At 69.4% G+C, this 21,206-nt stretch carries 19 protein-coding genes; 9 read left to right on the top strand and 10 right to left on the bottom strand.

Translation table 11 applies throughout. The features are described from left to right. The first annotated feature begins 4 nt into the window (after positions 1-4). From ABLE93_RS03490 to kce, 3 genes are all read left to right on the top strand, one after another. Positions 5-2,596, top strand: coding sequence for a branched-chain amino acid ABC transporter ATP-binding protein/permease (locus tag ABLE93_RS03490; protein ID WP_348837938.1), 2,592 nt, complete (start codon positions 5-7; stop codon positions 2,594-2,596). A gap of 204 nt (positions 2,597-2,800) precedes the next feature. Then, entirely contained in the window at positions 2,801-3,748 is a 948-nt protein-coding gene (locus ABLE93_RS03485; protein WP_348837936.1) for a 3-hydroxyacyl-CoA dehydrogenase, read from the top strand. A 52-nt stretch (positions 3,749-3,800) separates the two neighbouring features. Further along, positions 3,801-4,760 carry a 3,5-dioxohexanoate:acetyl-CoA acetone transferase gene (kce, locus tag ABLE93_RS03480; RefSeq protein ID WP_348837935.1) on the top strand — a complete coding sequence of 320 codons (960 nt, stop codon included), beginning with the start codon at positions 3,801-3,803 and terminating at the stop codon, positions 4,758-4,760. Between the two features lie 101 nt (positions 4,761-4,861). Here kce and ABLE93_RS03475 read toward each other — a convergent pair whose 3' ends face one another. After that, the gene (locus ABLE93_RS03475) at positions 4,862-5,413 is read right to left on the bottom strand and encodes a hypothetical protein (RefSeq protein ID WP_348837934.1); all 552 of its coding nucleotides are present in this window, start codon (positions 5,411-5,413) and stop codon (positions 4,862-4,864) included. Positions 5,414-5,547: 134 nt separating this feature from the next. Continuing rightward, positions 5,548-6,363, bottom strand: a complete 816-nt coding sequence (locus tag ABLE93_RS03470) for a WYL domain-containing protein (protein ID WP_348837932.1) — start codon at positions 6,361-6,363, stop codon at positions 5,548-5,550. A gap of 196 nt (positions 6,364-6,559) precedes the next feature. On the opposite strand from ABLE93_RS03470, the gene ABLE93_RS03465 reads away from it, so the two are divergent. Together ABLE93_RS03465 and yacG are read left to right on the top strand one after the other, a co-directional pair. Continuing rightward, positions 6,560-7,180 carry a Maf-like protein gene (locus ABLE93_RS03465; RefSeq protein ID WP_348837931.1) on the top strand — a complete coding sequence of 207 codons (621 nt, stop codon included), beginning with the start codon at positions 6,560-6,562 and terminating at the stop codon, positions 7,178-7,180. Next, the gene (gene yacG / locus ABLE93_RS03460) at positions 7,177-7,404 is read left to right on the top strand and encodes a DNA gyrase inhibitor YacG (RefSeq protein WP_348837930.1); all 228 of its coding nucleotides are present in this window, start codon (positions 7,177-7,179) and stop codon (positions 7,402-7,404) included. The genes ABLE93_RS03465 and yacG overlap by 4 nt, the downstream gene beginning before the upstream one ends. Positions 7,405-7,444: 40 nt before the next feature. Here the strand turns inward: yacG and ABLE93_RS03455 are convergent, their stop codons facing one another. Beyond that, positions 7,445-10,423 carry an outer membrane protein gene (locus tag ABLE93_RS03455; RefSeq protein WP_348837928.1) on the bottom strand — a complete coding sequence of 993 codons (2,979 nt, stop codon included), beginning with the start codon at positions 10,421-10,423 and terminating at the stop codon, positions 7,445-7,447. Between the two features lie 229 nt (positions 10,424-10,652). On the opposite strand from ABLE93_RS03455, the gene ABLE93_RS03450 reads away from it, so the two are divergent. Beyond that, on the top strand, positions 10,653-12,134 hold the full coding sequence (locus ABLE93_RS03450; RefSeq protein ID WP_348838470.1) for an aldehyde dehydrogenase: 1,482 nt from the start codon (positions 10,653-10,655) through the stop codon (positions 12,132-12,134). Positions 12,135-12,144: 10 nt separating this feature from the next. Here the strand turns inward: ABLE93_RS03450 and tmpT are convergent, their stop codons facing one another. Further along, the gene (gene tmpT / locus ABLE93_RS03445; protein ID WP_348837927.1) at positions 12,145-12,783 is read right to left on the bottom strand and encodes a thiopurine S-methyltransferase; all 639 of its coding nucleotides are present in this window, start codon (positions 12,781-12,783) and stop codon (positions 12,145-12,147) included. Between the two features lie 210 nt (positions 12,784-12,993). Between tmpT and ABLE93_RS03440 the strand changes: the two genes are divergently transcribed. Further along, positions 12,994-14,430 (top strand): aspartate aminotransferase family protein, encoded by a 1,437-nt coding sequence (locus ABLE93_RS03440; RefSeq protein ID WP_348837926.1) that lies wholly within the window; start codon positions 12,994-12,996, stop codon positions 14,428-14,430. Between the two features lie 182 nt (positions 14,431-14,612). Continuing rightward, positions 14,613-15,014 (top strand): DUF1236 domain-containing protein, encoded by a 402-nt coding sequence (locus tag ABLE93_RS03435; RefSeq protein WP_348837925.1) that lies wholly within the window; start codon positions 14,613-14,615, stop codon positions 15,012-15,014. A 51-nt stretch (positions 15,015-15,065) separates the two neighbouring features. Here the strand turns inward: ABLE93_RS03435 and ABLE93_RS03430 are convergent, their stop codons facing one another. The 4 genes from ABLE93_RS03430 to ABLE93_RS03415 form a co-directional block, all read right to left on the bottom strand. Beyond that, positions 15,066-15,719 carry a glutathione S-transferase family protein gene (locus tag ABLE93_RS03430; protein WP_348837924.1) on the bottom strand — a complete coding sequence of 218 codons (654 nt, stop codon included), beginning with the start codon at positions 15,717-15,719 and terminating at the stop codon, positions 15,066-15,068. A 46-nt stretch (positions 15,720-15,765) separates the two neighbouring features. Continuing rightward, positions 15,766-16,626 carry a 23S rRNA (adenine(2030)-N(6))-methyltransferase RlmJ gene (locus ABLE93_RS03425; RefSeq protein ID WP_348837923.1) on the bottom strand — a complete coding sequence of 287 codons (861 nt, stop codon included), beginning with the start codon at positions 16,624-16,626 and terminating at the stop codon, positions 15,766-15,768. Between the two features lie 71 nt (positions 16,627-16,697). Continuing rightward, complete coding sequence (locus ABLE93_RS03420; protein ID WP_510182973.1) at positions 16,698-17,381, bottom strand: ribonuclease T2 family protein; 684 nt, start codon at positions 17,379-17,381, stop codon at positions 16,698-16,700. A gap of 112 nt (positions 17,382-17,493) precedes the next feature. Beyond that, positions 17,494-17,928 (bottom strand): hypothetical protein, encoded by a 435-nt coding sequence (locus ABLE93_RS03415; protein WP_348837922.1) that lies wholly within the window; start codon positions 17,926-17,928, stop codon positions 17,494-17,496. Positions 17,929-18,269: 341 nt separating this feature from the next. On the opposite strand from ABLE93_RS03415, the gene ABLE93_RS03410 reads away from it, so the two are divergent. Next, positions 18,270-19,541 carry a type III PLP-dependent enzyme domain-containing protein gene (locus tag ABLE93_RS03410; protein WP_510182972.1) on the top strand — a complete coding sequence of 424 codons (1,272 nt, stop codon included), beginning with the start codon at positions 18,270-18,272 and terminating at the stop codon, positions 19,539-19,541. A 51-nt stretch (positions 19,542-19,592) separates the two neighbouring features. Here the strand turns inward: ABLE93_RS03410 and msrP are convergent, their stop codons facing one another. Both msrP and ABLE93_RS03400 read right to left on the bottom strand, forming a co-directional pair. Beyond that, on the bottom strand, positions 19,593-20,558 hold the full coding sequence (gene msrP / locus ABLE93_RS03405) for a protein-methionine-sulfoxide reductase catalytic subunit MsrP (protein WP_348837921.1): 966 nt from the start codon (positions 20,556-20,558) through the stop codon (positions 19,593-19,595). 100 nt (positions 20,559-20,658) lie between these two features. Beyond that, complete coding sequence (locus ABLE93_RS03400) at positions 20,659-21,180, bottom strand: DUF992 domain-containing protein (RefSeq protein WP_348837920.1); 522 nt, start codon at positions 21,178-21,180, stop codon at positions 20,659-20,661. Positions 21,181-21,206 lie beyond the last annotated feature (26 nt).

The following is a 21,206-nucleotide window of genomic DNA, read 5'->3' as shown; positions in this document are numbered from 1 at the left end:
GAGAATGCTGCAACCCTCCACATCCGCCCTCAGCGCCGCCGACGGCACCCCCGCCGCCGGACGCGGCTCCCCCCTGGCACGCCACGCGAACCTCATCGTTGCGGCGGCGAGCCTCGTGCTGCTGCCGCCGGTGCTCTCCGCGCTGGGGCTGACGCTGACCTCGGCCACCGACGTTGTCATCCTCGCCATGGCCTGCATGGCGCTGAACCTGCTCGTGGGCTACACCGGCCTCGTCTCCTTCGGCCATGGCGCGTGGTTCGGCCTCGGGGCCTATGCGGCGGCGCTGCTCCAGCAGCAGCTGCTGCCGGGATGGGGCATGGTATTGGCGCTGCCCGCAGCGCTCGTGGTGACGCTCGCCGCCATCCCCATCGGCTACGTGGTGTTGCGGCGCCGCGGCGTCTATTTTTCCCTTCTCACCCTCGCCTTCACCGCCCTGCTCTTCACGGTCGCCTTCCGCTGGACGGCGGTGACGGGCGGCGAGAACGGGCTGGGCGGCGTCCACCGCGGCCCGTTCTTCGGCCTCGACGTGGAGCGCAACGCCGTCTTCTACACCGTGGTGGCGGTGACGGCCTTCATCCTCATCTTCAAGCTCCAGCGCTTCGTGCGCTCGCCGGTGGGCACGGTGCTGGTGGCGATCCGCGAGAACGAGCAGCGTGCCCGCTTCATCGGCTACGACACGCGGGCCTACAAGATCGCCTGCTTCACCCTCTCCGCCGGCGTCACCGCCTTTGCCGGCGCGCTCATGGCCTTCAACCACCGCTTCGCCTCGGCCGATCCCATCGCAATCGCCTTCTCCGGCGAGCTTCTGGCCATGGTGGTCATCGGCGGCATGCGCTCCTTCCTCGGGCCGGCACTGGGTGCGCTGTTCTTCGTGCTGTTCCGCGAATTTCTCTCCATGTGGACGCCCAACTGGCTGTTCTTCTTCGGCCTGCTCTTCATGGCGTTCATCGTGTTCTCACCCACCGGCCTCGTGGGCGTCGCGGGGCGGCTTGTCGCCCCGCTGCTGAAGAAGCGGGTGGAGGCTGCCGCCATGGGCCGGCGAACCGCGGCGGAGGTGCGCGCGCTCCCCGCCGGCCTCACCGCCCGCCCGCGCTGGGAGAGCGCTGCGCCGATCCTGGAAGCAAAGGATCTCGCGCTCGGCTTCGGCGCCATCAAGGCGGTGCGCGCCGGCGCGGTGGCGGTGAAGGACAGGACGCTGCACGCCCTCATCGGGCCCAACGGCGCAGGCAAGACGAGCACCTTCAACATCATTTCCGGCATGTTCCCGCCCCATGCGGGGGAGATCCGCCTGGCCGGGGAGCGCATCGACGGCCTCTCCCCCAATGCCGTGTGCATGAAGGGCCTGTCGCGCTCCTTCCAGATCACCAACCTCTTTCCGACTCTTTCGGTGGAGGAGAATTTGCGGCTCGGCGTGCAGGCCACCCACAAGAGCCGCTTCGACCCCTGGCGCGATGCCGCATCCATCCCGGAGATCAACGCGGAGACGGCGGAGATGGTGGCCTTCCTCGGTGTCGCCGGCATGGAACGGGCCGAGGCGGGCGCGCTCTCCTACGGCGGGCAGCGCCTGCTGGACATGGGCCTTGCCCTCACCTCCCGCCCGCGCGTGCTGCTGCTGGACGAGCCCCTGGCGGGCCTTGCTGCGGCGGAGCGCACGCGGGTCTCCAACCTCATCAAGCAGATCTCCGGCGCGGTGCCGGTGCTGCTGGTGGAGCACGACATCGACCGCGTGTTCGAGCTTGCCGACGCGGTCACGGTGATGGCGGACGGCGCCGTGCTGGTGGACGGCACGGTGGAGGATGCGCGGTCCGACAAGCGCGTGCAGGAGGTCTATATCGGCTCTGGCGCGGCCGCCCTGGCGGCGCGTGATCTCGTCTCCGCCGCCACGGACACCCCGATGCTGCGCCTGCATGGCGTCGACGCCTTCTACGGCAAGAGCCGCATCCTCGCGGGCGTCTCGCTGGAGGCGAAGGAGGGCGAGATCCTTGCGCTGCTCGGCCGCAACGGCGCGGGCAAGTCCACCCTGCTCAAGACCATCACCGGCATCGTCAAGCCGATGAACGGCTCCATCACCCTGGCCGGCGAGGAGCTGGCCGGTCTCTCCTCCGCGACGATCGCCCGGCGCGGTGTCGGCTACGTGCCGCAGGGCCGGGCGCTGTTCCACGGCATGAGCGTGCGCCACAACCTCGAACTCGGGCGGCTGAAGCGCATCACCGGGGCCGGCAAGCACTTCAGCGAGGAGGAGGTGCTGGACCTCTTCCCGCGCCTGAAGGTGCGGCTCGATACGGCGGCCGATCTGCTCTCCGGCGGCGAGCAGCAGATGGTGGCGGTGGCCCGCGCGCTCATGGGCGACACCCGCGTGCTGCTGTTGGACGAGCCGTTCGAGGGCCTGTCGCCGGCGGTGACGGAAGAATTGTTCGACGCCTTCGACCGGCTGCGCCAGTCTCTCACCCTCGTCATCGTGGACCACCATCTCGACGTGGTGCTGAACCTCGCCGACCGCGCCGTGGTGCTGGAGCGCGGCGAAGTCATGCACGAAGGTCCCGCCCGGCCGCTCGCCCGCGACCTCGACCTTCGCCGCCAGGTGCTGTGGTTGTGAGGGGTGTCACTCGTACCCCGGCCGACTGCAGCGCGAGCGGAAGGAGAGCCGGGGTCCAGCGCAAGGGTACGCCGAAGGCGGCTCAAGCGGAGGGACCTTCGGTCATCGCCGGCTGCGCCGACTTTCCCCTGGGCCCCGGCTCGGCGCTCCGGCTGCGCCGTCGCTGGTCCGGGGCGCGGGCTCATTCGACCTCAAGAGGCTTTCATGACCAAGATCGCCATCATCGGCTCCGGATTCATCGGCCGGGCCTGGGCCATCACCTTCGCCCGCGCCGGCTTCGACGTGGCGCTCGCCGACAAGGCGGAAGGCGCGCCGCAGGCCGCGCTCTCTTATATCGAGGGCGTGCTGCCGGACCTTGCCGCCAACGATTTGCTCAACGGCGTCTCGCCAGAGGCTGTGCGCGCGCGCCTTTCCGCCGCGTCGTCCTATGCCGATGCGCTGGAAGGCGCCGTCCATGCCCAGGAGAACGCGCCGGAGGACCTCGCCCTCAAGCAGGCGCTCTATGCGGAGCTCGACGCGCTCGCGGCGCCCGAAACCGTGCTCGCCTCCTCCACCTCGGCGATCCTGCCCTCGCGCTTCACGGAAAACCTGAAGCATCGCGAGCGGGTGTGCGTGTGCCACCCCATCAACCCGCCCTATCTGATCCCGGCGGTGGAGGTGGTGCCGGCCCCCTGGACGGCGCCCGAGACCATGACCCGCGCCGCCGATCTCATGCGCCAGGCCGGGCAGGCCCCCATCGTGATGAAGCGCGAGCTGGATGGGTTCGTGATGAACCGCATGCAGGGCGCACTCCTTGAGGAGGCGTTCCGCCTCGTCGCAGATGGGTACGCGAGCGTCGAGGACGTGGACATCGGCATCCGCGAGGGGCTGGCCTTGCGCTGGTCCTTCATGGGGCCGTTCGAGACCATCGACCTCAACGCGCCGGGCGGCGTCGCCGATTATGTGGCGCGCTACCAGCAGATCTACGAGCGCATCTCGCCCGACCAGTGGCGCCGCGTGGACTGGGCCGGCCCGGTGCTGGAGACCGTGCTTGCCGAGCGCCGCGCGCGCCTCGCCCACGATGACCTCCAGGAGCGCCAGGTGTGGCGCGACCGCCGGCTGATGGCGCTCGCCGCCCACAAGCGCAAGGCCGCGCAGGACATCGGATCCTGAGGTCCATCCGCCCGAGGTCCACATTTCTCATTTAGACTGAGGCACGAAAATCATGGCAGACGCCGCCGCTCCCGCCGCAAAGACCGCCAGCCGCAAGGTCATCATCACTTGCGCCATCACCGGGGCGATCCACACGCCCACCATGTCGCCTTATCTCCCCATCACGCCGGACGAGATCGTCACCGATGCGCTGGCCGCCGCCGAGGCGGGCGCCGCGATCCTGCACCTGCACGCCCGCAATCCCGAGACCGGACAGCCGGACCAGACGCCGGAGGCCTTCGCCCCCTTCCTGCCGCGCATCAAGCAGGCCACGGGCGCGGTCATCAACATCACCTCGGGCGGCAGCCCCTACATGAAGGTGGAGGAGCGCGTGCTTCCCGCGGCGACCTTCAAGCCGGAGGTGGCTTCCCTCAACATGGGCTCCATGAACTTCGGGCTGTTCCACCTGCTCGACAAGTACAAGGAGTTCAAGCACCCGTGGGAGAAGACCCACCTTGAGAACACGCGCGATCTCGTGTTCCGTAACACCTTCAAGGATATCGAATATATCCTCACCACCTGCTACGACAACGGCACCCGCTTCGAGTTCGAGTGCTACGACATCGGCCATCTCTACAATCTGGCGCATTTCCTCGACCGCGGCCTGGTGAAGCCGCCGCTGTTCGTGCAGTCGGTATTCGGGCTTTTGGGCGGCATCGGTCCCCACCCGGAGGACGTGATGCACATGAAGCGCACCTGCGATCGCCTGTTCGGCGACAAGTATCGCTGGTCCGTGCTGGGGGCCGGGCGCAACCAGCTGCCCATTGCCGCAATGGCCGCCTCCATGGGCGGCAACATCCGGGTGGGCCTGGAGGATTCGCTCTGGGCCGGACGCGGCAAGCTTGCCACCTCCAACGCCGATCAGGTGAAGCTCGCCGCCAAGATCATCGAGGGCCTGGGTCTGGAAGTCGCGAGCCCCGACGATGCCCGCACGATCCTGGAGCTGAAGGGCGCCGACAAGACCAACATCTGAGCTGCGGGCGCGTCCCTTGGCTGCGCTCCACTGATCCGCCCTCGGTCATCCCCCGGCGCGTCCGGGGGATCAAACGGGCCCGGGCGGCGCGACGCGGGTGGTCAGCGCTCGGTCAGGAAGGTCATGACCACCTTGTCCTTCTCGCCCACGAGGCACAGGAAGCGGTGGGCGCGGTCGGAGCGGTCGCGCTTGATATAGGCTTCACCCATCAGCACGCCGGTGATCTTCTCCGATCCCACTGCCATGTCCGCCTTGGCAATGGTCAGGCCGTCCATGTCGATGAAGATGTCGTCCACCGAGGGCGAGCGCGCCTTCAGGCGGGCGAGGGCGTGGGCCTTGCACGCGGCCGCCCGCTCGGCATCCTCGGGGGCCTCGGCCTCCGCCGCCTTCACCGCTTCCTCCACCACCGCCTTCTGCTCCGCCGCCTTTTCCCGCGCGGCCTCGCTCGGCGGGGCGGGTGTCACCGGCACCGGCGTGGGCACGGGCACGGCGGATCCGCCCGGCGCCGGGCGGGAGGGCAGGGGATCGGCCGGCACCGCCGGCTGCGCGGCGGGCTGGGCCGAGCCGGCGTCCGGCATGGCGAAGGTGAGCATGGTGGCGGCAAGTAGGGCGCCGGCGGCTGCCCGGAGGGGTGCGGGGCGGGCGAGGGACATGTCGCTTCTCCGAATGGTCTCGGGGAAGACAACGCGGGCGCGGCCGTTTGGTGCCGTGCAGCGCGAGGGCTGCCGGGCGATCTTCGCGGATGGCTGAGGCGAGGTTAACGGGAGGGGCGGTGTGCGCCGGATCTCTAGCGCACGTGGCGTCCGGTGAGGGCGAAGCAGAAGGTGTCCAGCATCTGCGCCTCCTCCTCGCGCAGGGTGCCGTCGGCGGTGATGACGCGCATGCCGGCCTTGAGCAAAGCGGCGATGGCCTCGATGCCGCTCTCGAAAAGGGTGTCGAGAGCGCTTTCGACCGACTCCGCCGTGGGCCGCAGGCGCGCCACCTGCGCGGCGAGCCGCTCGCGCTCCGCGCCGGTCAGGTCGATCCCTTCCGCGGCGCAGGCCCGGTCGCAGAAGAAGACGATTTCCTCCACCTCGGCTGCGCCGGTCTCCCGGTCGGCCCTTGCGAGGGCCACCAGCAAGGCCACGCCGGCCTTGCGGATGATGCCGCGGATGCGGTCCCAGCGCTGCTCGTCGCTCTCCTCCGGCGTGACGTCGAGGGCGTCCGCCGGCCAGACGAAGCCGAAGGTCTCGAAGAAGAAGCGCGGCAGCGGCTCGCGCCGCACCCCGTCCAGGTCGGTGACGGCGGTGATGCGGTCCACCCGGAAGGCGCGGGCCGCCTGCCGCTCGTGGCACTTGGCGATGAGGATGGGCACGCCCTCAAGATTGCGTTGCACGGCCCAGACCGAGATGCGCCGATGGCTGGCGTTGCCCGCATGGTCCACATAGTCGATGGCGAAGGACTGGCCGTCGGCGGGATCATGGTCCTCGGCGGGCACCGCGGCGATCACGTCGTGGGGATCGTCCTCCGGTACGCTGAGGCGGTGGGAGTCCGTATAGAAGGGCGCGCCGATCATCTCCACCCGGTCGAGCAGGAAGGTCTTCAGCGAGGTGATGGCGTTCATGGGGCGGCGCTCGCGTTGCGGCCCGGCGGCCGACGACGAAGGTGTCCGCTCCTTGATAGCCGGCGGAGGGCCGCCGATAAAGCCCGGCGGGCGCCGCCGCGGCCGCGCGGCCGTTCACAGGCGGGCGGCTTTCCGGTAGATGAGCGGATCGAACCCGCGCGACGGGTCCGGCCGTGGCGCCATCCAGAGGTCTTCCGTGAACGATCAGGTCAAGCTCGTCCTTGCCTCCGGCTCTCCGCGCCGGCTCGCGCTCCTGAACCAGGCCGGGATCGAGCCGGACCTGCTCATGCCGGCCGACGTGGACGAGACCCCCGAGCGTGGCGAGCTGCCCCGCCGCCTCGCCCAGCGCCTGTCGCAGGAGAAGGGGCGCCTCGTGGGCAAGCGGGCGCGCGATGCCGGCATGAATGCGCTGGTGCTCGCCGCCGACACCGTGGTGGCGGTGGGCCGGCGCATCCTGCCGAAGCCCGATCTCGTGGAGGAGGCGGACGCCTGCCTCCGGCTGCTGTCGGGACGCACCCACCGCGTCTACACCGGGGTGTGCCTCGTGGACCCCAAGGGGCGCGAGCATGCGCGGCTGGTGGAGACGCGGGTTCGCTTCAAGCGGCTCTCCCGCGATGAGATCGCCGATTACCTCGCCTGCGGTGAGTGGCGCGGCAAGGCCGGCGGCTACGCCATCCAGGGCATCGCCGGCGGATTCGTGGTGAAGCTCGTGGGCTCCTACACCAACGTGGTCGGGCTGCCGCTGTCGGAATCGCTCGCTCTGCTCAACGGCCAGGGCTACGACGTGCGCAGCGGCTGGGTGGAGCGGGCGGCGTGAGCCCGGCCAAGCCGAAAGCCCCGGCTGCGGGCGACGCAAAGGGCGATCCGTCCGCCCCGGCGGCCAAGCCCTGCCCCATCTGCAGCAAGCTCTCGGTGGAGCGCTACCGCCCCTTCTGCTCGAAGCGCTGCGCCGACGTGGACCTCAACCGCTGGCTCTCGGGCTCCTACGCCATCCCCGGCCGGCCTGAGGAAGACGAGGACGGGGAGGGGTCGCAGGACTGAGGGCCTTGCGGCCCTCTGATCCCTGACCCAGGGCGAGCGGCTATTGCGCGCCCGCGCCCCAGAAGCGGTAGTTCATGGTCATCGACACCATGTCGAGCCGCAGGCCGTCGGGCGCGAGGTTTACCCCAGCGAGCGAGGCCGGCGTCGTGGTGGTGAAGGCCGACGACGCGCCGAAGTCGAAATGCTTGTATTCCACGCCCACCGAGAGGTTGGGGAGGAGCGCATATTCGATGCCGCCGCCCAGCGTCCAGCCGCTGTTGGTGCTGGAATTTCCGATCTTCTGGCGGGTGTAGGGCGTGGTGTTGAAGATGTCGTGCTGCTGGTCCCAGGCGAAGCCGCCGCGCGCGTAGAACAGCGTGCGATCGAAGGCATAGCCGAGGCGGCCCGTCAGGGTGCCGAGGGCGTTGACGCGGCTACCGCAATTGAAGCCGGTGGGCTCCGGCACCGCGCCGGTCAGGGCGGTGGAGAAGCAGGTGTTGGTGCCCTCGGCATTGGCCCAGGCGAGGGACGCTTCGGCACCCGCGACGAGGCCGCCGAACTGGTAGTCCGCGCCGATCTGCCCGCCGGCCAGAGCGCCGCCGAGATCGGCCGCATCCCCGCGCACCGGCGTGGGGAAGGGCGAGGCATAAGTGGAATGTCCCTTGCCGCCGCCGAGGCTGCCGCCGAGGTAAAATCCGGTCCAGCTTGCCGGCGCGGGAGCCACCTTGGCCTTGGCGATTGCCGCCGGGGTCGCAAGGGTGGGCAGGTCGCCGAAGCGGTAGGAGGCCTGCAGGAAGGCGCCGTAGCGCTCCGTGTAGAACGTCATCGCCGAGGGCTGCCGCGACCCCGGGAATTGCGAGGTCGCCTCGTCGGTCGCAAAGAACCAGTAGCGGCCGCCGATGCCCACGTCGAGCCGGTCCGTGACCGCGTAGCTGAGGATGGCCTCCACCTGGGTGCCCCAGCCCCGGCCGCCGTCGGGCAGCGGGTTCACGTCGCTGCGGAACCAGTGGTTGTCGAAACCGCCGCGCACGACGAACGGCAGGTAGGCGGCGTCCACTTCCAGGCGGACCCGGTCGGCGAGGGGCAGGCGGGCATTAACGCCGAGGGCGAGGCCCTGCCAGGATTCGGTCTCGCTGAGGCCCAGCGCGACGAGCGTGGCCGGATCGGGGCTGGCGCAGACGCCGCCTGGACCGACCTGGCGGCAGCCGTAGCCGGTGACGGAGTTGTAATAGCCGCGATACCCCACGAACGCGCCCAGCGACCCGCCGCCGGCCCGCAGGACATCATAGCCGAGGTCGATGGCGCCATAGGCCAGGCTCCCGGCGTGCATTTCGGTGAGGGTGTTGGAATAAGGATCGATGGCCGGCGGAAAATCCTCGTCGAAGAGCTTGCCGCCGGAGAGCGTGCCGAGTCCGGCGAAGCCCTTGAGGAACACGCCGTTAAAGTTCTCGAAGCGGAAAAAGGTCTCGGCCGACTGGCCCGTGGTGTCGCCGTAGATAAGGCGCGAGTTCAGCTGGGCGGCGTTGGTGTTGCTGAACAGGTCCTTCTGCATGCGCCCGGTGCTGGCGAAGTAGCGGGCGCCCACCTCGGCGGTCCAGCCGACGGGGAGGGCGGGGGCGGACGGCGCCTTGCCGACGGCGGGGCCGGCCGCGCCGAACCGGTAGTTCACGCCCATGCGGACCACGTCGAGGCGCTGGTCGAGGCTGGCCGCGGTGGTCTGGCCGAAGCCGGAAAAGGCCACCTGCTGCGAACCGAAGTCCATGTAGTCATATTCGATGAAGGCAGAGATGTTCTGCGTCATCGCATATTCGACGCCGGCCCCGAGCATCCAGCCCCAGCGGGTGCCGCTGGCGGTGTAAGGGGGTCCTCCGTAGGTCTGGTGCACGTCGCTCGTTCCGGCCGCCCAGGCGGCGCCGGCCTTGGCGTAGAGCAAGGCGTCGCCGAAGCTTTGGCCGATCCGGCCGGAGAGGGTGCCGAGGGTCTTCACGGTGTCGCGGCAGGCGAAGCTCGAGCCATCCGCATTGTTGCCCGCGCACTTGGCGTAGCCCCCTATGCTGGAGGCGGCCGCCGTCGCCTCGACGCCCGCGACCAGGGCGCCGGTCTGGACGTTGAAGCCGAGCTGTCCGCCGCCAAGGAGGCCCATGGCCGTGCCACCGCCGGGGAAGGCGCCAGGGATGGGTGCCGCGGCAAGCAGACCCTGCGGATCGCTCCAGTCGTCGCGGCCCCAGGCGCCACCCGCATGGGCGCCGAGATAGAAGCCGCTCCAGTCGCGCCCCGGCGAAGCCGGCGCCGGGCCGGTTCCGGGCAGGGCGGTAGCGCCGGGATGCCAGTTGAGGCCGAGCTTCACCATCTGCGCCGACTGCGCGACGCTGATGCTGGCCGGGACGAAGCCGTTGGCGAGGTCAGCGGAGGAGGAGCCGAAATCCAGATAGGCGTATTCGGCCTTGGCCGAGAGGGACGGCGTCAGCGCCATCTCGACGCCGGCTCCCACCGTCCAGCCGGTTCGGGTCTGCGCGCCCGTGAACGTGCCCGAATAGGTGTTTCCGGAAAGGGTATAGTCGTCGTGCGCAACGGCAAGGCCGGCTTTGCCGTAGATCAGCATGTTGTCGAAGGCATAGCCGAGACGCGCCGCCACGGTCCCGAGCATGTCGGTATCCGCTGTGCAGGCCGATTGGAAGACCCGCCCGCACCGCATGACGCTGTAGAGGGAGCCGGTCCCGATGTCGGCCTCCACGCCCAGCAGATAGGAGCCGATCTGGTAATTGTACCCGATCTGGCCGCCGATCACCGCGCCGCTGGCCGTGCCGAGCTTCTCCTGCGTCTGGATCGGCGAGAGGCTGAGCGGACCGCTGGCGGATCCCCACCAGCTGTCGACGATGGCCGCGCCCGTATAGGCACCGATATAGAAGCCGGTCCAACTGCCAGGGGCGGCCGCCGGCGCCTTCGCCTTGGCGGCCAGATCCGCCGCGCCGCCCGACGCCACCCCCGCCAGCAGCGCCACCGCCGATGCCGAAATCAACAGGATCCCGCGCGACCTCATCTGCTTCCCCCAAAGCCCGACTCGGACGGTATTGGTAGCGGAGGGTGATCTCGTTGTAGCTGGCTACCGTGGTGCTTCAGGATGAAAATCCGACCGAGCGGCATCCGTGCAACACTTGATGCGGCGCCTTGACGGGAGCGGGAGGCGCAGGTGAGGGTTGGCTGCCAAGGTGGCGCGCCGGCAGTCCAGCCAGCGGCGGCCCGGCCAACAACAGAGCGAGGAGCGCATCATGGCGGCGGTCGAGCGGGTGGCGATCACCCTTCCCTCTTTCCGCACCGAGGCCTTCATCGACGGGGCCTTCGTCGCGGCCGCTTCGGGCCGCACCTTCAGCGCCGTGAACCCCGCCACGGGCAAGGTGCTCGCCGAGGTCGCGGCCTGCGATGCCGAGGACGTGGACCGCGCGGTGCAGTCGGCGCGCCGCGCCTTCGAGACGAGGTCCTGGGCGGGACTGCGCCCGTTGGAGCGCAAGCGCATCCTCCAGGCCTTCGCGGAGCTGATCCGCGCGCGCGGCGATGAACTTGCCCTCACCGAAACCCTCAACATGGGCAAGCCCATCTCGGACGCCCGCGCCATCGACGTGCGGGCCACCGCCGACTGCTTCGCCTATTACGGGGAGTGCTGCGACAAGATCTATGGCGAGGTGGCGCCCACCACGGCCGAGAACCTCGCCCTGGTGCTGCGCGAGCCGCTGGGCGTCGTCGGCTGCGTGACCCCGTGGAACTTCCCCATGATCATGGCGGCGTGGAAGGTGGCGCCCGCCCTCGCCATGGGCAACAGCGTGATCCTGAAGCCGGCGGAGGAATCACCTTTGACCGCGCTGCGGCTCGCCGAGCTGGCGCTGGAGGCTGGCATACCGCCAGAGGTCTTCAACGTGGTGCCGGGCCTCGGCACCGAGGCGGGCCGCGCGCTGGGCCTGCACATGGATGTGGATGCCATCGCCTTCACCGGCTCCACCGAGGTGGGGCGCCATTTCCTGCGGTACTCGGCCGAGAGCAACATCAAGCGCGTGTCGCTGGAGCTCGGCGGCAAGACCGCCTTCGTGGTGGCCCACGACGTGAAGAATCTCGAGGCGGTGGCGGAGGCCGTCGCCGGCGGCATCTTCTTCAATCAGGGCGAGATGTGCACCGCCGCCTCGCGTCTTCTGGTGGACAACCGCATCCGCGCCGAACTGGTGGCGCGCGTTGCCGCGCTGGCGCCGCGCTGGATGCCGGGCGACCCGCTCGATCCGTCCGCCCCTGCGGGCGCGGTGGTGAGCCGCGAGCACCAGGGCCGCATCCTTTCCGCCATCGCCGCCGGACGCGAAAGCGGCGCGCGCCTCGTGGCAGGCGGCGAGGCGGTGCGCACGGAGACCGGCGGCGCCTTCGTCGCGCCCACCGTGTTCGACGACGTGGCCCCGGACTCGGCGCTGGCGCAGAACGAGATCTTCGGCCCCGTGCTGTCGGTCATCGGCTTCGACGGGCTGGACGAGGCGGTGGAGATCGCCAACGGCACCATCTACGGCCTCGGCGCCTCCATCTGGAGCGCGGACCTGTCTGCCGCCCACCGGGTGGCGCGGCGCTTTCGGGCCGGGGTGGTCTATGTGAACTGCTTCGACGCGGACGATATCACCACGCCCTTCGGCGGGGTGAAGCAGTCCGGCTTCGGGCGGGACAAGTCCCTGCACGCGCTGGAAAAATATTCCGATCTCAAGACCGTCTGGACGCGGCTCTGACGCCGCCCGGTCAGCCGCGCTCCATCAGCCATGCGTGCTCGGTGGCCTCACACTTGCCCCTGAGGCCGCCGGCCACGACGGCGCTTTCCAGCAGCGCGACGAGATAGTCCGCGCCATAGAGGGCGCGCGTCTCCGCCGGCGGGATGGAGAAGGGTGGGCCCTCGACGAGCGACTGGTCGTATTCGAAGGTGATGAGGAGCTGCGGCGCGCCCGCGGTGATCTCAACCAGGTGCGGGGCGTAGCGCGCGCGCAGAGGCGCCGGCAGCGCCACCAGGGCCGCCCGGTCGTAGACGGCATCCACGGGACCCAGCAGATCGCCGCCAAGCGCGAAGATGTCGCCGACGAAGATGTCCACTCCCGGCGCGCTGAAGCGCTCGAGCGGGCCGTGGACGGAGACCACGGGCGCGACCTCCAGCTCGGCGAACAATTGTTCCACCGCAAGCCGGCTCAGCTCGGCGCCCGCCACCCGAAAGCCCTGGGCCAGCAGGAAGGCGATATCGCGCGTCTTGCCGCACAGGGGCAGGAAAATGCGCGCGCCAGGAGCGAGCGCGAGGGCGCCGAGGTGGCGCTGGAGCAACGCATTGGGCTTGCCTTCGTGGAAGCCGATCTGGTTGTTCTCCCACCGTGCGCGCCAGAAATCCGGTTCCATCCGCGTCTGTCCCCTGCCGCCCGCGCTGCGGCGCGGGACGAGCGGATCTAGCAGATCGCCGCACCGGCGGGAATTTGGCCGATCCGCGCAGCGCGCGGGCGGATCGCGTGCATCGGCGCGGAGCTTCTAAGGTTGCGGAGAGACCGCTAAGCTCCGCCTCGCGCAATCGCCGGGCCTGCGCCGCCTTCGCCACACGGGAGCACCGCCATCGTGACGTCCACCCCTCTGTCCAACTCCACCGCCCACTGGCGCGCGCTGGACGCGGCCCATCACCTGCACCCGTTCTCCGACACCAAGGCGCTGAATGCGGAGGGCGTGCGGGTCATCACCCGGGCAGAGGGGGTCTATGTGTTCGACAGCGACGGCAACCGCATCCTCGACGGCATGTCGGGCCTGTGGTGCTCGCAGGTCGGCCACGGCCGCAAGGCCATCGTGGACGCCATCGCCGCCCAGCTTCACCAGCTCGACTATTACAACACCTTCTTCAAGACCACCCATCCCGCCGCCGCCGAGCTTGCCGCCGCCATCGCGGAGGTGGCGCCGCCGCACATGAACCGGGTGTTCTTCACCTCCGGCGGCTCCGAAGCGGTGGATACCGTGCTGCGCATGGTCCGCCACTATTGGGCGGCCATGGGCAAGCCGGAAAAGTCCATCTTCATCTCGCGGCGCAACGGCTACCACGGCTCCACCATGGGCGGCGCATCGCTCGGCGGCATGAAGCCGATGCACGCCCAGGGCGGCCTGCCCATTCCCGGCATCGTCCACGTGGCCCAGCCCTATTGGTGGGCCGAGGGGGGCGACATGGACAAGGAGGCCTTCGCCCTGATGGCGGCGCGCGACATCGCCCGCGCCATCGACGAGGTGGGGCCTGAGAATGTCGCCGCCTTCATCGGCGAGCCCATCCAGGGCGCCGGCGGCGTCATCATTCCCCCCGCCAACTATTGGCCGGAGGTGGAGAAGATCTGCCGCGAGCGCGACGTGCTTCTGGTGTGCGACGAGGTCATCTGTGGCTTCGGCCGCACGGGCCGGTGGTTCGGCGGCGAGTTCATGGGCGTGAAGCCGGACCTCATCACCTTCGCCAAGGGCGTCACCTCGGGCTATTTCCCGCTGGGCGGCGTGATCGTGGGCGACCACTTTGCCGAGGGCTTCATCGAGAACGGCGGCGACTTCAACCACGGCTTCACCTACAGCGGCCATCCCGGCGGCTGCGCCGCGGCCCTGGCCAATCTCAAGATCATGCATGACGAGAGACTGGTGGAGCGGGTGCGCACCGACATCGGGCCCTATCTTCAGGAACGCTGGCTGAAGCTGGCCGAGCACCCGCTGGTGGGAGAGGCGCGCATGGTGGGCCTCATCGGCGCGCTTGAGTTGACCCCCGACAAGGCGACCCGCGCCGCTTTCGCCGCGGAGGAGGGCACCGTGGGCCTCATCTGCCGCGACTTCTCCTTCCGCGAGGGACTGGTGATGCGGGCGGTGCGCGACGGCATGATCCTCGCTCCGCCTTTCACCCTGTCCCACGAGGAGGCGGACGAACTGGTGGCCATTGCCTGGCGCGTGCTGGACCTCACCCAGGCGGAACTCATGGGCCGCGGAATGATGATTCCCATTCCCCGCGTGCCGGTCAAATCTCTCGAAGCTTCAGCGTGAGCATAAGAAAGAATACTCTGTTGCCGGCTGTGGGCACGCCAATACCAATTGGAATACTCAAGTCTAGAATTTGCCGCGCTCTGGCGATGTTGTCGCCACACCACGGGAAATTCTCGAACGTCGGAACGAAATCGGGGATGCGACTGTTTCTCCTGCGAAGTAACCGCCACTGGAGAGCAACAATGCGCAAGACCCTTCTCATCAGTTCCGTGATTGCCGGCCTCGCCGTTCCCGTGCTGGCTCCGGCTGCCGCCTTCGCCCAGGCCTCCACCGCGACCGGCGCCGTGGGCGGCGCGGCCGTGGGCGCCGTAGTCGGCGGCCCCGTGGGCGCCGTGGTGGGTGGTGCCGTCGGCGCGACCGTCGGCGCGGCTGCCGAGCCCCCGCAGGAGGTTCGCACCTACGTGATGAAGGAGCGTCGTCCCTCGGTGCGCGTGCAGCAGGAAGTGGTCGTGGGCCAGCCGCTGCCGGAAGGCGTCGCGATCTATGACATCCCGCAGACCAAGGACTACGAGTACACCGTGGTCAATGATCGGCGCGTGATCGTCGACCCGCGCACCCGCAAGGTCGTCTACATCGTCGAGTGACGCTCGACGTCCAGAAAGGGGCGCCGCATCCGTGCGGCGCCCTTTTTTGCGTCAGGCGACCGGTGCGGACTCGGCGAAAGTCGGCATCGCGGCGATGAAGTCGTCGAACCAGGCGACGAGGCGGGGATGATCGTTCCGCCACTTCCCCTCGAAGCGGAAATCGAACCAGCCCAGCGCGCAGGCCAGTGCGATGTCGCCCACCGTGATCGGCAAGGCGAAGGGCGTGCAGTCGGCCTCCAGCGCCGCGAGCGCCCGGGAGCGCTTCTCGGCCTGGTGATCCAGCCATTTGGCCTCATGCTTCTCGACCGGCCGGAAGCGCGCTTCGTAGAGCGTGAGGATGCCGGCATCCATCATGCCGTCGGCGAGGGCCTCCTTGCGCAGCGCCGCAAAGCGCGCCTTGGGCTCGGTCGGAAGGATCCGGTCGCCGCCCGCCACATGGTCGAGATAGGCGAGGATCACCGGCGAATCGAACAGCACGCCCTCGGGCGTCACCAGCGCCGGCACCTTGCCGAGGGGGTTCTGCTGCCGCAGCGTATCGTTGGGATCGAGGGTATCGGCCGTCTCGAGCTCCAGCGTCTGGCCGAGCAGGGCGGCGGCGACGCGTACCTTGCGAACGAAGGGGGACGTTGGGGAAAAGCGCAGCAGCATGGGAATGTCCGAGGCAGGAGGGACTTCTGGATAGCGCGGCGCGCGTGCGTCGGCCATGAAAAATGCCGGGCTGAAAATGCCGGGCTGAAAATGCCGGGCGGCGTTATCCGGCAGCGGTGAGCCAGCCCACGCGGGCGCGCCCCTTGCCGTCGCGGGCGAGCAGCGGCGCGATGGCGTTGAGGATGGTCTTCAGCTCGTCGGCGAGGGTGAACGGCGGATTGACGATGATGAGCCCCGAGCCCGACAGGGTATCGAGACTGCGCACGGTGGCGAAATCCAGCTCCACCTTGAGCGTCTTGGGCAGGCCCAGACGGGCCACGTCGCGGCGGAAGGCGTCCACCGCGCGCAGGTCCTTGATGGGATACCACAGCATCAGGATGCCGGTGGCAAAGCGCCGGTGGGCGGCTTCCAGCCCGGCCACCATGCGCTGGAACTCGCCGGGCTCTTCAAAGGGCGGATCGACGAGAACCAGCCCGCGGCGCTCGCGCGGCGGCAAATGGGCGGACAGGGCCTGCCATCCGTCCTGGGCCAGGACCTTGACCCGGCCCTTGGCCCGCGGGTCGGCGCCGATCCGCTTCTCCAGCTTCGCCCGCTCGTCCTTGTGCAGCTCGCAGAGCAGGAGCTGATCCTGCGGCCGCGTCAGCGCAAGGGCGAGGGCGGGCGAGCCGGGGTAGAGGCGGCGGCCGGATGACCGCAATGCGCGTACCGCGTCGAGATAGGGGGCAAGCAGCGCCGCCGCCGGATCGGGCAGGGTCGCGGCGAGCACGGCCTCGATGCCGGCTTCGGCCTCCCCGGTGCGCTGGGCGCTGGCGCCGTCGAGATCGTAGAGGCCCGCTCCGGCATGGGTGTCCAGCACGCGATAGGGCGTGTCCTTCCGGCCGAGATAGGCGAGCACGCGGGCGAGGGCCGCATGCTTCATGACGTCGGCCGGATTGCCGGCATGGAAGGCGTGACGATAATTCATGGCGCTCGGGGAGGATGCCGCGGCCGGCGGTGCTGCACGCTGTTGGACCGCGGACACCCGGGCGTCAAGCGTCAGTGGCTGGCGCGGACGGGCGGCATCACCATGCGCGGCAGGCGGCAAGCCCGGCTGTCCACGTCCGGGCAGGACTGAAAGCCCAGCTCGCGACTCATGCAGATGCGCACCTCGCGGAGCCGGCGCCGGTCGCAATCCACCGCGATCATGCCCGGCTCGAGGCCCGGGTTGGCGGCGCGAAAGGCGGCTTCCACCTCTTCGGGAGAGACGGTGCGATAATCGGCGAGTTGCACGAACTCGTCCGGGATGCTGACCTTGGCGCGGGCCTGCCGCACGGCGTCGAAATAGCCTTGCGGGCCGAGGCCGGAGCAGGTGCCGTGGGTCTTCCATTCGTGGATGACGAGGCGGCGGCTCGGCATCACGTCCAGCATGGAATTGACCAGCGGATTGGGCACGTAGGGCGCCGGGGTCTGGCAGCTCTGCGGAAAGCCGCGCTCATATTGCGGCCACAGCCCGTGCACCACGAAGGCATAGGGGCGGGCGATGCCGCATTGCGCCTCGTCCGATGCGCGCTTGCCGCGATCCTCGCAATAGGTGGGCGACCAGGAGAGGGAGAGCACGTAGAAGTCGAACCGCCCCGGCTCACCCCGCTCCTGCGCCATGGCCGGCCCGAGGCCGAACGCAAGGCCGCCAGTCAGGACGGCGGCGAGCAGGAGCAGAGAGAGAAGGGGGCGGTGCAGCAGCGGCCGCCCGCGCGGACGACCGGCCCGGCCGGCGCAGGTGGCGGCAGCGGCGCGCAAAAGGCGGGTCGTCAGGCGACCTATCAGGCGCACGGCAGCACCTTAAGCGTCAGCCTCACGGACGCGCCATCTTGCAGGACGGGGCGTAAGCGTAGTTGCGGTCGAGGCCGACCACGCACCATTCCACGCCCCACGAGGCGCCGATGAAGCCGCCGTCCTCGATGATGGAATAATAGATGGCGCGCTTGTGGGCATCGTTGGTGTAGACGGTGCCGCGGCAATAGCGGCGCGGCTGGTATTCCGGCCCCCAGGGGCGGTACGCGATCTCGTGCACCTTCTCGAAATCGGTGATGGAGAGAGTGGAGGCCCAGAACCGCCGCTCGGTCTCGGCGAAGCGGGTGGCGATGAGGTCGAGGGCCTGCTGGTCGTCGCAGGCCGGGATGACCCCGGAATAGTTCGGGCCGGAGAGCCAGAAGTTCAGCTCCAGCAGATTGGCTGCACGGGCCGGCGCCGGAGCGAGGGCGAGGACGCCCAAGGTTGCGGCGATCACGGCGGCGCCGGCTGCGGACCGGCTCAGCGCGCGGCCCGCGCGAGCCAGTGCGTTCCGCGTGCGCGCCCAACCGCCAAAAGCTTTCGCGCCCTGCGACCGCTCGACCATGCTCGTCTCCACTTCCCGGCCCCCCGCCCAGACGGGCGAACTTCCGCCGGGACGATGCGGCCGCGCTTTGCCGCGGTCAAGGACACGGCGGCAACACCTTTCCAGAAAATGAACGCAGGGAGAAAACCGCACTTTGCGCGCTGGCGTCGTGCTCTCGCCGGAAAAGCCGCGCATTGTGTCGGCCGCGTTGCCCTGCCGAAAAAGGAAGCTCCATGCCGCTGACCGCGCCGCAGATGCCCGCCCAGATCCCGGAACCGCCCGCCGGCGTCGCGCCGCTGCCGCGGTTTTCGACCGGGCGGGAGGCGGCGCTGGAGCTGAGGCCGGACCAGCCGGTCTATTGCTTCCGCCCCCAGGTGCTGGCCGACGACGCCGCGGCCTTTCTCGCGGCCTTTCCCGGCCGAACCGCCTATGCGGTGAAGACCAACGGCGAGCCCATGGTGCTCGACGTGCTGGCCCGCTCCGGCATTTCCGCCTTCGATGTAGCCTCGCCGGCCGAGTTCGCCGCGGCGCGGGCGGCGGCGCCCGGGGCTGAACTCTTCTATATGCATCCGGTGAAGGCGCAGTCCGACATCCGCCTTGCCCTGGAACACTACCGGATCCGCGCCACCGCCCTCGACCATGAGGACGAGGTGGCCAAGATCATGCGCATCGTCCGCGCCCTCGACCTCGATCCCGAGGATCTGACCCTGTTCGTCCGCATCGCCTCCAAGGGGGAGGCGGCCTACGAGCTCTCGCGCAAGTTCGGCGCCGCGCCGGGCCATGCGGCAGAGCTTCTGCAGCGCATCCACGGGCTGGGGATCCGCTGCGGCATCTGCTTCCACGTGGGGAGCCAGGTGGAGGAGGTGGACACCTACGCCCGTGCGGTGGCCACGGCTGCCGAGGTGCGCGATGCCGCCCGGGTGCCCATCGCCACCCTCGACGTGGGCGGCGGCTTTCCCGCGCGCTATGCCGTGGACCCGCGCCGTCCGGTGGCGCCCATGCCGCCCCTCGGCGAGATCGTCTCCGGCCTCATGGGCGCGGTGGAGCGCCACGGCTTCGCCGGCACGCCGCTGGTGGCGGAGCCGGGACGGGTCATCGTCGCCCGCGCCTTCTCGGTCATCGTGCGGGTGCTGCTGAAGAAGGGGCAGCGGCTCTACATCAACGACGGGGTGTGGTCGTCCCTGTCGGATTCGTGGACCGGCAAGATCCTCCTTCCGGTGCGGCACATTCCCGATCCCGCCCGTCGCCGCCGTGCCGGGCGGCCCCATGTGGTGGAGCCCTTCCGCATCTATGGAGCCACCTGCGACAGCGTGGACGTGCTCTCGCGCCCCTTCTATCTGCCCGGCGACGTGGACACCGGCGACTGGATCGAGATCGGCCACATCGGCGCCTATTCCCTCTCCCTGCGCACCCGCTTCAACGGCTTCTACCCTGACACGTTCGTGGAGGTGGCGACGCCGTTCGAGGCCGGCGACGCACCCGAAGGCTTCGCCGAGCCCGAGCGCCGGGGCGGCGTGGAGGCATAAGACGGCGCACGTCCGCGATCGCGGGCGGCGCCGATACGCTGCCCGGCCGGCCTAGTACCAGATCTTCTGGTTTTCCCGCCCGGCGTAGAGGGCGGCGACATATTCGCCGTAGCCGTTGAACAGCTCGGTCGGGCGGCGGTTGCCGGTGGCGATGTCCTCCTCGCTGGCCTGGCTCCAGCGCGGGTGGGGCACCTTGGGGTTCACATTGGCCCAGAAGCCGTATTCGGCCCCCTGCACTTCTTCCCAATAGCTCAGCGGCTGCTTGTCGGTGAACGAGAAGCGCACGATGCCCTTGATGGATTTGAAGCCGTACTTCCACGGCGTCACGAGGCGCAGCGGCGCGCCGAACTGGGCTGGCGCCGGCTTGCCGTAGACGCCGGTGACGAGGAAGGCGAGCTCGTTGGTCGCCTCTTCCAGGGTCAGGCCTTCCACATAGGGCCAGGGATAGCGGAAGTCCTTCTGGTTCGGCGCGACCTTCGGATCGAGGAAGGTCTCCATGCGCACGAACTTCGCCCCTGATGTCGGGTTGGCGAGGGCGACGAGATCCTTCATGGCGAAGCCGGTCCACGGCACGGCCATGGACCATGCCTCGACGCAGCGGTGGCGGTAGAGCCGCTCCTCCAGCTGGACCTTCTTCAGGAGATCGTCGATGCCGAGCTCCTGCGGCTTCTCCACCATGCCGTCGATCTTCACCAGCCACGGGCGGCGCTGGAAGCGGCCCATGGAGGGGGCGACGTTCTTGCCGTAGCTGAACTCGTAGTAATTGTTCACCACGCTCGATTTGGCCTCGGGCGTCACCGGCCGGTCCAGGGTGTAGCGGGGGTTCGTCTTGGCGGGATAGAGGCTCGCGGACGGATCCGGCACATCGGCGACGCGCTGCGCGGCGGCAGGGCGCGATGCGAGGCCCGCGAGCATGAGCGCGCCCGCCCCCATCACCGCGCGGCGGGAGAGATAGACCGCCTCCGGCGTCGCCGCCGACTCAGGCAGTTCCCAGCCCCGCTTCGATCGTATGAGCATGCCGTGTCCTCCGTGGCGGTGCCACCATCGCGGCGGCGCGGAAGGGGGGCAAGTCACACGGGCGTGTGGCCTCTCACCCGGCCGTGAGAGGCGAGTGCGCCTATTGGGCGGGCTGTCGCGGGTTCGCGGTGGAGGGCTCCAGCGTCAGCGTTGCGCCGGCGATGGAGAGGCTGAGGCCGCTGTCGGACGACACGCTGAGGGGCTGAAGCGTGACCTGCCGGGTGGCATCGTCGGAGGCGAGCATGTTGGCGGAGAAGCCCGGGCCCAGCGCGAAGCCGGTGGAGATGCCGACGTATTTTCCCGCCAGCGCCCCCGGCTCCACGGCGGCCGACGTGGCGATCACCGCCCACAGCATGCTGGCCTGATCCGAGATGCCGAAGTCGAGGCCCACGCGCTCCATGGTGCCGGCATAATAATGGTTCACGCCCATGGACGGGCGATATTCGCACCTGACCTTGCGTGAGGAGCCGAAGCCGTAGCCCGTGGCGAAATCCCCGCGGCATTCAAGCAGACCCGCCGCCATCTGCGGCACCGCCGGACCGGCCGCAATGGCCGCGCTCCACGCCAGCCCCGGCGCGGCCAAAGCGGCGCCAGCCATCAGCAATCGCCTCGTACCCGACATGCCGAACCCTCCGCACAGGGATGGCG

This window comes from Xanthobacter pollutisoli, assembly GCF_040044995.1.
Classification (GTDB): Bacteria; Pseudomonadota; Alphaproteobacteria; order Rhizobiales; family Xanthobacteraceae; genus Xanthobacter.
The sequence above is the reverse complement of the archived record's forward strand: the minus strand, read 5'-3'. Positions and strand labels throughout refer to the sequence as shown.